Below are 12,237 nucleotides of genomic sequence, written 5' to 3'. Positions count from 1 at the left end.
CTGGGACGCGGGGGTCATGCTCGCCGGACGGCGGTCGTGGTGGCGGATCGCGGCCGATATCGAGGACCAAAGCGCCCGCCCCCTCGTGCCCACCCGTCGGGGATCCAAAACACCCCGCGCAAAGCCAATGCTGATCGCAACGGGGCCCATGCACGTGTGGTCGTGGGATATTACTGATCTGCGAACGCAGTGGCGGGGGAAGGCGTTCAAGGCCTACTCAATCATTGACATTTGGTCGCGCAAGATCGTCGGCTTTCGGGTTGAAGAGCGCGAGAGTGACGACCTCGCGGTGAACATGTTCGAGACCGCGTTCAGTGAGCACGGCACCCCGAAATTCGTCCACGCCGACTCCGGCCCGTCGATGCGTTCGGATGCGCTGGCCGTTCTGCTCAGCGGGCTTAACATCACCAAGACCCACAACCGGCCCTACGTGTCCAACGACAATCCGTACTCCGAATCGGAGTTCCGAACGATGAAATACCGCCCCAACTACCCCGGAACATTTGACAGTCTCGAGTCCGCCCGCGACCACCTCAACGGCTACGTTCCTTGGTATAACACGAGCCATAAACACTCCGGCATCGCGTTGTTCTCGCCGCAGGAAGTCCACGACGGCTCGTGGCGACGGGCGCACTTCAAGCGCGACCTCGCTCTGCAGAAATATCACCGCAAGCATCCGGAACGATTCTGTGCACGACCCACCACACCGGCACCCGCCGGCGTCGTCGGAATCAATCATCTTCCCGACAGAAGCGTCAAAAACTAACTCCGGTGACTCCACACAGCTTGACATCGCGCGGTTACGCGTCGCGCGGGTGCTGCGCCAGTGCGCGGGGGTTGCGCCTCCCGCGTAGCGGCGCAACTCCCGCGCGGCAGTGTGAAATCCAGCGCAGTACAGGGAACGGACCGCTAGCGGCGGGCCTGCTGGTCCAGGTTGTCGATCAGTGCATTGGCAAGCCCGACCAGAATGGCAATCTGGTCTTCGTCGCGTTCAATCCACCGAAATTCGGGCACTTCCGCCACGGGCACGAAGTCGAGGTGCTGTTCCCAGACCAGCAGGGTGCGGTCGGCCCCGAGCACGTACTGCTGCCACCACACCTGTCGCAGGTAACTGCGCGGAATGCTGCGCCACGGTTTACTCGTGGTCTTGATCTCGGCCAGGTGTAGGTCGCCGTTCGCCGCAACGCCAACGCCGTCGGGGGTGGCCAGATGCCGCGGATGCGACGGCGAGCGAAATAGATTCGTGCTCGGCTCGATACCGTAGTTTTCCAGAACCCAGGCGGCGATAACCGGTTCCCGGGCCCGCCCGTGGTCGGTGTAGCTGTTGCCGGTGAAGCTCGTGCCGTGCATTTTGTCGTGCGCGGCGTTCAGTATGGATTTTGGGGTCGACAGTTTCGCGACATCCGTTGCGGTAATGCCCTGATTGCGTGCGCGCAGCCAAGCCACCCGATCGGTGGAATCGGCGACGATGCGCAGCGTGTGCGGCGCCGGTGCCGGCACCACGCATTCTTCGGGGTGCGCGGAGGGCTGGTCCAGGTCGAAGAGGGACAGCGTGGAATACGGCACTCCTCTATTGTGTGCCCGCGCGCGGTGCCCGCGCGCCACCGCCACGGAGAGCCGCGGGATTGCTGGCCGTAGACCCGCCCGCGCAAACCACCCTCGGCAGCTAGGGCAAACCACAGGCCACCGAGGGTGCACTCATAGCCTGTTCATAGACAACTGCCCGATACTCTGAAGAATGAGCACACGCGAGAGCACCCACACCGGCCACGGCCCGCGCCTGACCAAGGTCGACGGCAGCGCCATTCGGGTATTGGTCGTGGATGACGAACCTGCCCTCACCGATCTGCTCTCGATGGCCCTGCGATACGAAGGCTGGGATGTGCGCACCGCCGGCGAGGGCCGCCAGGCGCTCACCATCGCCCGCGAATTTCGGCCTGATGCCATCGTGCTCGACATTATGTTGCCCGACATTGACGGCCTCCAGGTGTTGCAGCGGGTGCGCGCCGACGGCTACGAAACTCCCGTGCTCTTTCTCACCGCCAAGGATTCGCTCGACGATCGCATCGCGGGGCTCACCGCCGGCGGCGACGACTATGTCACCAAGCCGTTCAGCCTTGAAGAGGTCGTCGCCCGGTTGCGGGGACTCATCCGCCGGTCCACCCTCGCCGTGGCCGACTCCACCGACCCGCGCATTACCGTCGGCGACCTCACCCTCGATGAAGACAGTCACGAGGTCTTTCGTGACGGTACCGCCATCGAGCTGACCGCGACCGAGTTCGAGCTCCTCCGCTTTCTCATGCGCAATCCGCGCCGGGTGCTCAGCAAAGCGCAGATTCTCGACCGCGTATGGAGCTACGACTTCGGCGGCAAATCGAGCGTCGTGGAGATCTTCATTTCGTACCTGCGCAAGAAGATCGATGCCGGCCGAGAGCCGATGATTCACACGGTGCGCGGCGCCGGGTACATGCTGAAAACCACCTGATGCCAGGGCCACAACGGATGACGCGCCGTAGTCGACCACGCTCGACCTGGACCCTGCAGCGGCGACTCGTGCTCACCGTCGTCGGGCTGCTCGCCCTGGTGAGCATCACGATTGGGGTGGTGAGCGTGGTCATTTTAAGGGCCTCGCTGCTGGATCGACTGGACGAGCAGCTCGTCTCGGCCGCCGACCGATCCGCGACCGTACTGGGCGGTGGCGACCTCGATGGTGACCGCCCCGGCGGTGCCCACTTCGGCACTCCGACGGCCGACAAAATTCTCAGCGGCCCCGCCCAGCCACCAGGGCTGCTGGCCCTCGTCTATGACGGGTTGAGCATCACCACCGGCTACACCGACGACCAGAGTGGGGCGATCGAAGAACTCTCGGCCGAGCAGGTGCAGCAGCTCGCCAACCACGTCAACCAATCCGCTGCGGTCACGGTGAACCTCGGCGGTGAGCTCGGCGACTACCGGGTGCAGCCCAAAACCTCGCGCAACGGCACCATCTATCTGGTTGGACTGCCGCTATCGGGCGTCGCAGCCACGGCGACCCAGCTCGCCCTGATCATCACGTTTGTTTCATTGGCCGGGCTGATGGTGGTCGCCATCATTGCGGCCTGGGTGGTTCGGCTGGCGCTGCGCCCACTGCAACGCGTGACCGCGACCGCCACCCGGGTGGCGCAACTGCCGCTGGATCGCGGCGAAGTCTCGCTCAACGACCGGGTTCCGGCCGACGACACCGATCCGCGCACCGAGGTAGGCCGGGTTGGCGCGGCGCTCAACCGCATGCTCGACCACGTTGACCTCGCCTTGGAATCCCGGCAGGCCAGCGAGCGCAAGGTGCGCCAGTTCGTCGCCGACGCGAGTCACGAATTGCGCACCCCGCTCGCCTCCATCCGCGGCTATTCCGAGCTCACTCGGCGCAGCGGCCAGGAGCTGCCGCCCGACGCGATGCACGCTCTCGGCCGCATCGAATCAGAGTCGGTGCGCATGACCGGCCTGGTCGAAGACCTGCTGCTCCTGGCCCGCCTCGACGAAGGTCGCGAACTCGAAATGCGACCGGTGGACCTCACCATGTTGCTCGTCGACGCCGTGAGTGATGCACACGCGGCCGGCCGCGATCATGTCTGGGACCTCGAGTTGCCCGACGAGCCGATTGAGGCTATCGGTGACGAACCACGCCTGCGGCAGGTCATCACGAACCTGCTGGCCAATGCGCGAGTGCACACGGATGCCGGCACCACCGTGGTCGTAGCCCTCGCCGCCGTTGGCGATCGGGCCGTCGTCACGGTCACCGACAACGGTCCGGGCATTCCCGCGGACCTGATGAGTACCCTGTTCGAACGGTTCGCCCGCGGCGACGCCTCCCGGTTTCGCGGCACCGGCAGCACCGGACTGGGCCTCGCGATCGTGGCAGCGGTCGTCGCCGCGCACCATGGCGCGGTCACCGTTGACAGTGAACCCGGGCGCACGCAATTTCGGGTGGAGCTGCCGCTCGCCGCTGGCTAGGCGACTAGTCGGGCTCGTTCAGCCGTTCCAGCAGGGTCGCGAGCTGGTCGAGTTCGGCGGCCGTCCATCGGCCGAGCCGTCGGTGCACGAGGGCCGTACGGTTGCGGCGCACCTCGGCGAGTTTCTCTTCGGCGAGCGGTGTGAGCGCGAGAAACCGTGCGCGCCCGTCGCTTGGATCGACGCTGGTTTCCACGAGTCCGAGCGAGCAGAGCAGCTTGGCCTGACGGCTGATCATGCTCCGATCCACCGCGAGTACATCGGCGACAGCGCTGGCATGGGATTCCCCCTGTCGCGCCAGCACGCGCAGCAGCGCCAGCCCGAACGGTTCCAGCGCGGGGTCGATCACGGCCGCAGTAGAGCGTGTGCTGGCGCGAATGCTCGCGGCCAGCATGGCCATCTGCGTCTCAACACGGGCGAGCTCGGGGATCTCGTCATTTACCGTGGACAGCTCGACTGCCTCACTCATCGCGTGCCGTGGGGGTCGACGATGTCTCATCGCCTGATGGTGTGATGATGCGAATCGATTGCGTCTCGTGGGCCAGCCCCACCGGTCGCAGGCCAGCGGATGCCGCGCTCACGTCGATCAGAATGTCTTCCACGTCTTCGACCTCCCGTCGCTGTGCCGATTCCGGCGCTGACTCTGATTTTACGGTCGCCTCGCGGGCCCGGTCGATTCCGTTCTCAGTGCCCAGCGGATGATTGGGCAGGAGCGACACCATGAGCAGGGTTACGAGGGCGAGCGGTGCGCTGATCAGGAAGATCGTGCCCACGCCAGAACCGTAGGCGGTTTCCACGACGATTCGAATCACTCCGGGCAGCAGGTTGACCTGGGGGATAACGCCGTCGCCGAGGAGTCGGGCGGCATCCGCTTGATGGGTCGGGCTGAGGCGCCCGACGCTGCTGGTGATTTGCGTGGCGACGACAGTGCCGAGAATCGATCCCATGACCGAGACGCCGACCGCGCCGCCGAGACTGCGGAAGAACGTCACCGAGCTCGTGGCCACGCCGAGGTGCCGCACCTCAATGGTGTTCTGCACGACCAGCACGAGGTTCTGCATGACCATGCCCAAGCCGGCGCCGAGCACAAACATATAGGCGCCGACGAACACGAGGCTGGTGTGCACATCAAGCGTGCCCAGCAGAGAGGTACCGACGAGCATGAGCACGGAACCGGAGACCATGATCGATTTCCAGGTGCCGCGGCGGCTGATCACCGTACCGAACAGGGTCGACGAGATGAGCAGGCCGCCCATCATCGGAATGGTGAGCAGGCCCGACTGGGTGGGTGTGGCGCCGCGGGCGAGCTGCATGTACTGGCTGAGAAAGACCGAGGTGCCGAACAGGGAGACCCCGACCGCGAGGCTCGCAATGGTGGCGAAGCTGAAGGTGCGGTTGCGGAACAGCCCGAGTGGAATGATCGGTTCCGGGGCCCGAAACTCGACGATGACCGCTGCGACGAGCAAAACGACGGCGCCGATCACCATGGCGAATGAGGTCAGCGACTGCCACTCGAACTGCGAACCGGCCAGCGTCACCCAGATCAGTAGGAGCGAGATACCACTCGTAATGAGCGCGGCGCCGAGGTAATCGATGCGCACGACGCGTTTGACGCGGGGCGGCAGGTGCAGGGTGCGCTGCAGCAGAATGATCGCCACAATCGCCACGGGGAGGGCGATGAAGAAATTCCAGCGCCAGCCGAAGGCATCCGTTACAACCCCGCCGAGCAGCGGGCCGCCGATGGTGCCGAGGGCCATGACCGCGCCGAACAGGCCGGCGTAGCGGCCGCGCTCGCGGGGGCTGATGATGTCGGCCATGATGATCTGGCTCAGGGCCACGAGACCGCCGGCACCGAGGCCCTGCAACACCCGGAAGGCGATGAGCATGCCCGCATCCTGCGACAATCCGGCCAGAGCGCTGCCGATCACGAACACGGCCAGGGCCAGCTGAATGAGCAGCTTGCGGTTGAACAGGTCGGCGAATTTGCCCCAAATCGGCGTGCTCACCGTCGTTGCCAGCAGTGTGGCCGTCACCACCCAGGTGTAGGCAGACTGCGAGCCCTTGAGATCGCTGAGAATGAGCGGCAGCGACGTGCTCACGACGGTGTTGGCCAGGATCGACACGAACATACCCAGCAGCAGTCCCGACAGGGCTTCGAGCACCTGACGGTGCGTCATGGAACCCTGGGCGACCGGTTCTCGAACTGTGCGGCTGGCGCGGGACATGCGACTCCTTAAGTGATTGACAGCTATCAACAATATGCGGGTAGTTGATGCATGTCAACCACTTTGACGGCCTCAGGCTTCGTTCAACCCGAAAGCGGATGCCGTTCCCACGATTTGCACGCACCCGAAACCTGCCGTACAGTAAACCTCAGCCACAGACCGCCGGTTGCTGCGCTATGTCGAAAGACAGAAGCGCAGACGAAGGTTCATTCACGTGAACGGCCCGCGCAGGTGTTCGAAGTTTTAGTTACGATCTTTTGGATTGTTCCCCAAGCTCCGGCGCCCTGCGCTGGAGCTTTTTTCATGTCTGCGCCCCGGGCTACCCGGCACATGATTATTAATGAGGAGCACCATGGCGAACAAGGAAGCAACGGTCGCCGAGCTTACGGAGAAATTCCAGAGCTCGACCGCCGTTCTGCTCACCGAGTACCGCGGTCTCACTGTTGCGCAGATGAAGAATCTGCGTAAGTCCATCAGTGAGGACGCCACGTACGCCGTGGTAAAGAACACGCTCACCAAGATTGCGGCCAACAAGGCCGGCATCACCTCGTTCGACGAGGAACTTGTCGGTCCGTCCGCTATCGCCTTCGTGCACGGAGACCCCGTCGCCGTCGCGAAGACCCTGCGTGCCTTTACCAAGGCAAACCCTCTCCTGGTGGTAAAGGGCGGTTACTTTGACGGTAACCCGCTCACCGCAGCGGAGGTTGGCAAGCTTGCCGACCTCGAGTCCCGCGAGGTGCTGTTGGCCAAGCTGGCCGGCGCCTTCAAGGCATCGCTGTTCGGAGCCGCTTATCTCTTCCAGGCACCGCTGTCGAAGGCTGTTCGCACCATCGACGCGCTGCGTGAGAAGCAGGAGTCCGCGAACTAGGCACCTGCCTCGTCTCGCGGTATTGAATTTTTAAGAAACTAGAAGGAGTACATCATGGCAAAGCTTTCCACTGAAGACCTGCTTGAGCAGTTCAAGGGCCTGACCCTCATCGAGCTCTCCGAGTTCGTCAAGGCGTTCGAGGAGACCTTCGAGGTCACCGCAGCCGCTCCCGTCGCCGCTGCCGGAGCCGCTGGCCCCGCCGCCGCTGCTGAAGAGGTTGAAGAGCAGACCGCGTTCGACGTCATCCTTGACGCCGTTGGCGACAAGAAGATCCAGGTCATCAAGGTTGTGCGCGAGCTCACCAGCCTGGGCCTCGGCGAGGCCAAGGCCGTTGTCGATGGCGCGCCGAAGGCCGTCCTCGAGGGCGTTGCCAAGGACGCAGCCGAGAAGGCCAAGGCTTCCCTCGAAGAAGCTGGCGCCACCGTAACCCTCAAGTAGTCTGCGCCCCGCAAGGGGCTCTGCTTCTGAGCTTTACGGCCTGTCTGTCGACAGGCCAGTGTGAACGGGCGTCATCTCCTTCGGGAGATGGCGCCCGTTTGTTGTCTCCGGCCCTCCGATAGATATACATAGCCTAGCTATGTATAGTTAACGGATGTCCACTCCACTTCGTTCCCTGCTGGGCGACCTCGTCACGGTCAACCACCGACTCACTCGATTGGCGGCACGTTCCACCGGCAGCTCCGAGTCGCCCGCGGTCTGGCGCACGCTCGGTGTTTTGAGCAGTGGCGGCCCGATGCGGCTCGGTGAACTCGCCGAACTCAGCCGGGTAGCGCAGCCCACCGCCACCAAGCTGGTGACCAACCTCACCGCTCGCGGTTGGGTCATTCGACTCGCCGACCCGGCGGATGCCCGGGCGACACAGACCGCGATCACCGCCACCGGTGCCGCCGCGCTGGCTGGCTGGCGCGATGAACTTGCCGGTGCCATGCTGCCGCTGTTCGCCGACCTCGGCGCCGACGATATCGCCGTGCTGCAACGCGCGGTCGAGATTATTGGTCAACGCGCGGACGCCGCGGCGCAGTTGCCGCCAGGAACTCCGGTCGCCTTACCGGCCGAGGCGCAGTCATGACCGGCGAAAAGGCCGTCGGCACGAATGAGGCCGGCAGCATCCTGCACCAGCCGCGCGCTGTATGGGCGGTGGCTTTTGCCTGTGTGATCGCCTTCATGGGCATCGGACTCGTCGACCCGATCCTGCCAGCCATCGCCAAAGACCTTGAGGCCACGCCCACCGAAACCGAGATGCTGTTCACGAGCTACCTCCTGATCACCGGCGTCGCCATGTTCTTCACGAGCTGGCTGTCCAGCCGCATCGGTGCCAAGCGCACCCTGCTGATCGGCCTCTCCCTCGTCGTGGTCTTTGCCCTGGCCGCTGGGCTGTCGGGCAACGTGGAATCGATCATCGGTTTTCGCGCCGGCTGGGGGCTCGGAAACGCGCTCTTCATCTCCACCGCCCTCGCCACCATCGTGGGTGCGGCATCCGGCGGAACGAGTTCGGCCATTATTCTCTACGAAGCCGCCCTCGGACTCGGTATTGCGATCGGACCCTTGTTGGGCGGACTCCTCGGCAGCCTGAGCTGGCGCGGGCCGTTCTTCGGTACCGCGACGCTCATGGCCATCGGCTTTATCGGCATCGTCGTGTGGATGAAGACGGATACCCGCAGCTCGGAACCGACGCCGCTGTCGGCGCCCTTTCGCGCCCTGGCCAACCCGGCGCTCGGGGTGCTTGCCGCCGCCGCGTTGTTTTATAACATCGGGTTCTTCGTGCTGCTCGCGTACACGCCGTTTGCCCTGATCCCGCTGGGGCTCGGCAGCGCCGTCACCCTCGGTCTCATCTTCTTCGGCTGGGGCCTTTCGCTCGCGGTCACCTCGGTCTGGGTGGCCCCGCTGCTCACTCGCCGCCTCCCGCGCACCCTCGTATTACGGCTCGTGCTGCCCCTGCTGGCCCTGGATCTCGTGGTGGCCGCCCTGCTCATCGGTTCGGCCCCCGGCCTGGTTCTGTGCGTGATCGTGGGCGGCATGCTGCTCGGCGTGCTCAACACCGTGCTCACCGAGTGCGTGATGGAAGCCACCGACCTGCCGCGGTCGGTTGCCTCCTCGGCGTACTCCGGCGTGCGCTTTCTCGGTGGCGCCATCGCACCGCCGGCAGCGACCCTACTTGCCGGAGCGATCGCACCCTCGACTCCCTTTTTCGCGGCGGCAGCATCCGTTCTCATCGCCACGCTCATCGTGTTCCTCGGCCGCAAGCGCCTGCGGCGAGCGGATGGCGCCTTCGTCGGCGTCGAAGAAGAGGCCGAGGCCATCAGTGCCGGCGACCGCTGATCGGACGGGCTGCAGGCACACTTTGCCTGAGGCGCGGTACGCGCCAGGCGGCGTGAGCCTCAGGTGGAGTGCTCGGACGGTGTGCGCGGCGCGCTGGTACTGGAGCGAATGACCAGGCTGGTCGGCAGCACGGTTGATCCTGCGCCCCCGCTGCGATCGGCGAGTTCGGCCAGCAACGTGCGAACGGCGAGCTCGCCCTGGGCCCGCGGATGCTGCGCCAGGGTGGTGAGCCGGAACATTTCGGCGTGTGGATGTCCGTCGATACCGATCACGCTGAGCTCGGTCGGCACTCGGATTCCCAGCTCGCGCGCCGCCAGAATGAGCCCGAAGGCGATTTCATCGCTCGCCGCGAAGATCGCGGTCGGTCGTCGTCGCGGGTCGCCGAGCACTGCCAGACCCAGGTCGTACCCGCCGGGCATCGTGAGTTCACAGGCGTAGAAGCGTCCGCTCACGGGGAGCCCGGCGGCCATCATCGCCGCGTGAAAACCACGCAGGCGATTGCTGTGCACCTGAAAGTCCATCTCGTCTATCTGGCTGCCGCCCACGTGCACGATCTCGCGGTGCCCCAGGCTGAGCAGGTGTTCGGTCGCCAGCCGGGCCGCGGCCACGTCATCGATTTCGATTGTCGGAACGCCCCGGATCGGACCGCCGATCCCGACGAGCGGGCGGCCGAGCCGGTGCAGGTGGTCGACTTCTTGCTCGCTGAGGGCTACTCCGACCGAGATGATGCCGTCGAAGCGCTTGCGGGCAAGAAAAAAATCGAAGACCCGGTCGCGTTCGGGGGACTCCGGCGGCAAGTTGTACAGGGTCATGTCGTAACGCTGTGCCAGGAGCGCTTCTTCCATGCTCTCGAGCACCTCGGCGAAGAACCATCGGCTGATGAAGGGGATGATCACGCCGACGCTCTGCGTGCGTCCCGTGACCAGGCTGGCCGCATTGGGTGAGGCGACGTAGCCAATTTCGTGAGCGGCGGCGACGACCTTCGCGCGCGTCTCGGCCGAGACGTAGCCGCGGCCGCTGAGCGCTCGGCTAGCTGTCGCCTTGGCTACGCCGGCAAGGCGTGCCACATCGCCGATCGCACTCATGCCGCCTCCGCCTTTGGGGTCTCTGCGTTCACATTAGCGCGCTGGGGACCTGTATGAAACCGGTTCCAGCGTGGCTCTTGATTTCCTGTCGCCATCCTTACTAAAATTTGGTCACCGGAGGCAAGAGCAACGATATCTTTGCCATTTCGTTATGCTCGCGCTCTTGCTATCCCCAAAAGGGTGACGTAATTTATGGTCTGGAACCGGTTCCCTAATTTTGGTATCCGCGCGCATTGCCTTACGCGCCACCGTCCTGATCAATCCTGATCAATCCGGCACAACCAATCCGGCACAACTCGATCCGGCACTACTCAATGAGGAGATAAAAGATGCGGCCTTCCCTGCACCGTCGATTTACAGCACCCATCGCGATGGCGGCGATTGCTGGTCTGGCTCTGGCCGGTTGTTCCGGCGGCCCCGGGGCCACCACCAATGAAGCCGGAGCTGCTGGCGACGGCGTCGTCACCGTCTACGGCACTATCGCCGATACCGAAGCCAAGCTGCTCGAAGAGTCTTGGGCCGGTTGGGAGAAAGACAATAACATCGACATTCAGTACGAATCGTCGAAGGAATTCGAATCCCAGATCTCCATCCGCGCTCAGGGCGGCAACGCTCCCGACATCGCGATCTTCCCGCAGCCGGGACTGATGAAGGACCTCGCGTCGCGGGGCTTCCTCAAGCCCGCACCTGATGCCGTCGCGGCGAACGTCGATGAGGGCTGGTCTGAGGACTGGAAGGCCTACGGCACCCTCGACGGCACGCTGTACGGGGCTCCGCTCATGGCCAGCGTCAAGGGCTTCGTCTGGTATTCGCCGGCGAAGTTCAAGGAGTGGGGAGTCGAGGTGCCCACGACCTGGGACGAACTGCTCTCGGTGACCAAGACCATCCAGGAGAAGACCGGCACGGCTCCCTGGTGCGCCGGCTTCGGCTCCGGTGACGCCACCGGCTGGCCGGGAACGGACTGGATCGAAGACCTTGTTCTCCGTCAGGCCGGCGCTGACACCTACGACAAATGGGTGAACAACGAGATCCCCTTCACCGACCCGGCCATCAAATCGGCCTTCGACTCGCTCGGCGAGATTCTGCTCAACCCGGACTACGTGAACGCCGGGTTCGGTGACGTCAAGTCGATCAACAGCACGCCGTTCGGTGATATTGCCACCCCGATCTCCGACGGTACCTGCGCGCTGACCCACCAGGCTTCCTTCTTCGATGGTTTCATCACGGATGCCGGCGGAACGGTCGGGCCGGATGCCGCTGTCTGGGCCTTCATTACTCCTCCGGTCAAGGCGGGCGGCCAGGCCGTTACCGGCGGTGGCGAGATCGTCGGTGCATTCTCCGATGACGCTGACACTCAGAAGGTGCTTGAATACCTCTCCAGTTCCGATTGGGCTAATAGCCGGGTCGGTCTCGGCGGTGTGATCAGCGCCAACAAGGGCCTCGACGCCTCCAAGGCAACGAGCCCAATCCTGCAGCAGGCCATCAAGACCCTGCAAGACCCCGACACCACGTTCCGCTTCGACGCTTCCGACCTGATGCCGGGCGCCGTGGGATCGGGAACGTTCTTCAAGGGCATGGTCAGCTGGATCAACGGCACGCCAACTGATGATGTGCTCACGAGCATTGAAGCGGGCTGGCCGAGCAGCTAACGAGAGTTACTAGCACCCAGGCCTGAGCACCGTGTGCCGCCCGCTTCGAATACGGGGCGGCACACGGTGCGCTCCCGGTGTACGGTATCGATACGTTTTCACCA

12 protein-coding genes are annotated in these 12,237 nt (G+C 64.3%); 8 read left to right on the top strand and 4 right to left on the bottom strand.

All coding sequences use genetic code 11. The features are described 5' to 3' along the window. The coding region (locus QMK22_RS12605; protein WP_283497992.1) for a DDE-type integrase/transposase/recombinase at positions 1–766 on the top strand (766 nt) is incomplete at its 5' end. A gap of 143 nt (positions 767–909) precedes the next feature. On the opposite strand, the gene QMK22_RS12600 is transcribed toward QMK22_RS12605, so the two are convergent. Next, entirely contained in the window at positions 910–1,500 is a 591-nt protein-coding gene (locus QMK22_RS12600; RefSeq protein ID WP_283498001.1) for a YqaJ viral recombinase family protein, read from the bottom strand. Between the two features lie 238 nt (positions 1,501–1,738). Between QMK22_RS12600 and QMK22_RS12595 the strand changes: the two genes are divergently transcribed. Together QMK22_RS12595 and QMK22_RS12590 are read left to right on the top strand one after the other, a co-directional pair. Next, a complete protein-coding gene (locus QMK22_RS12595) occupies positions 1,739–2,485 on the top strand; it encodes a response regulator transcription factor (protein WP_283497991.1) in 747 nt (248 codons plus the stop codon). A 17-nt stretch (positions 2,486–2,502) separates the two neighbouring features. Continuing rightward, positions 2,503–3,990, top strand: coding sequence for a sensor histidine kinase (locus tag QMK22_RS12590; protein ID WP_283497990.1), 1,488 nt, complete (start codon positions 2,503–2,505; stop codon positions 3,988–3,990). 4 nt (positions 3,991–3,994) lie between these two features. On the opposite strand, the gene QMK22_RS12585 is transcribed toward QMK22_RS12590, so the two are convergent. Next, positions 3,995–4,456: a MarR family winged helix-turn-helix transcriptional regulator gene (locus QMK22_RS12585; RefSeq protein ID WP_283497989.1), complete on the bottom strand. Its 462-nt coding sequence runs from the start codon at positions 4,454–4,456 to the stop codon at positions 3,995–3,997. After that, positions 4,449–6,212, bottom strand: coding sequence for an MDR family MFS transporter (locus tag QMK22_RS12580; RefSeq protein WP_283497988.1), 1,764 nt, complete (start codon positions 6,210–6,212; stop codon positions 4,449–4,451). Before QMK22_RS12580 ends, QMK22_RS12585 begins: the two co-directional genes overlap by 8 nt. A gap of 352 nt (positions 6,213–6,564) precedes the next feature. Here QMK22_RS12580 and rplJ point away from each other — a divergent pair, with 352 nt between their 5' ends. From rplJ to QMK22_RS12560, 4 genes are all read left to right on the top strand, one after another. Then, entirely contained in the window at positions 6,565–7,080 is a 516-nt protein-coding gene (rplJ, locus tag QMK22_RS12575) for a 50S ribosomal protein L10 (RefSeq protein WP_283497987.1), read from the top strand. A gap of 54 nt (positions 7,081–7,134) precedes the next feature. Further along, a complete protein-coding gene (gene rplL / locus QMK22_RS12570; RefSeq protein ID WP_092340409.1) occupies positions 7,135–7,518 on the top strand; it encodes a 50S ribosomal protein L7/L12 in 384 nt (127 codons plus the stop codon). A 154-nt stretch (positions 7,519–7,672) separates the two neighbouring features. Beyond that, positions 7,673–8,149 carry a MarR family winged helix-turn-helix transcriptional regulator gene (locus tag QMK22_RS12565; protein WP_283497986.1) on the top strand — a complete coding sequence of 159 codons (477 nt, stop codon included), beginning with the start codon at positions 7,673–7,675 and terminating at the stop codon, positions 8,147–8,149. Next, the gene (locus QMK22_RS12560; RefSeq protein WP_283497985.1) at positions 8,146–9,399 is read left to right on the top strand and encodes an MFS transporter; all 1,254 of its coding nucleotides are present in this window, start codon (positions 8,146–8,148) and stop codon (positions 9,397–9,399) included. Before QMK22_RS12565 ends, QMK22_RS12560 begins: the two co-directional genes overlap by 4 nt. Before the next feature lie 59 nt (positions 9,400–9,458). Here the strand turns inward: QMK22_RS12560 and QMK22_RS12555 are convergent, their stop codons facing one another. Beyond that, on the bottom strand, positions 9,459–10,484 hold the full coding sequence (locus QMK22_RS12555) for a LacI family DNA-binding transcriptional regulator (RefSeq protein ID WP_283497984.1): 1,026 nt from the start codon (positions 10,482–10,484) through the stop codon (positions 9,459–9,461). Between the two features lie 329 nt (positions 10,485–10,813). Between QMK22_RS12555 and QMK22_RS12550 the strand changes: the two genes are divergently transcribed. Further along, positions 10,814–12,133, top strand: a complete 1,320-nt coding sequence (locus QMK22_RS12550; protein WP_283497983.1) for an ABC transporter substrate-binding protein — start codon at positions 10,814–10,816, stop codon at positions 12,131–12,133. The last annotated feature ends 104 nt before the right edge of the window (positions 12,134–12,237 follow it).

The sequence above is a fragment of the Cryobacterium sp. PH29-G1 genome (genome assembly GCF_030063365.1).
GTDB lineage: Bacteria > Actinomycetota > Actinomycetes > Actinomycetales > Microbacteriaceae > Cryobacterium.
This window is presented reverse-complemented; position numbering and strand designations above follow the sequence as displayed.

What these genes read in the sequence shown, in the direction of transcription:
- QMK22_RS12580 (WP_283497988.1), bottom strand. Translation starts at nt 6,212, where the DNA reads ATGTCCCGCGCCAGCCGCACAGTTCGAGAACCGGTCGCCCAGGGTTCC.
- rplJ (WP_283497987.1), top strand. Translation starts at nt 6,565, where the DNA reads ATGGCGAACAAGGAAGCAACGGTCGCCGAGCTTACGGAGAAATTCCAG.
- rplL (WP_092340409.1), top strand. Translation starts at nt 7,135, where the DNA reads ATGGCAAAGCTTTCCACTGAAGACCTGCTTGAGCAGTTCAAGGGCCTG.
- QMK22_RS12595 (WP_283497991.1), top strand. Translation starts at nt 1,739, where the DNA reads ATGAGCACACGCGAGAGCACCCACACCGGCCACGGCCCGCGCCTGACC.
- QMK22_RS12590 (WP_283497990.1), top strand. Translation starts at nt 2,503, where the DNA reads ATGACGCGCCGTAGTCGACCACGCTCGACCTGGACCCTGCAGCGGCGA.
- QMK22_RS12550 (WP_283497983.1), top strand. Translation starts at nt 10,814, where the DNA reads ATGCGGCCTTCCCTGCACCGTCGATTTACAGCACCCATCGCGATGGCG.
- QMK22_RS12585 (WP_283497989.1), bottom strand. Translation starts at nt 4,456, where the DNA reads ATGAGTGAGGCAGTCGAGCTGTCCACGGTAAATGACGAGATCCCCGAG.
- QMK22_RS12565 (WP_283497986.1), top strand. Translation starts at nt 7,673, where the DNA reads ATGTCCACTCCACTTCGTTCCCTGCTGGGCGACCTCGTCACGGTCAAC.
- QMK22_RS12555 (WP_283497984.1), bottom strand. Translation starts at nt 10,484, where the DNA reads ATGAGTGCGATCGGCGATGTGGCACGCCTTGCCGGCGTAGCCAAGGCG.
- QMK22_RS12560 (WP_283497985.1), top strand. Translation starts at nt 8,146, where the DNA reads ATGACCGGCGAAAAGGCCGTCGGCACGAATGAGGCCGGCAGCATCCTG.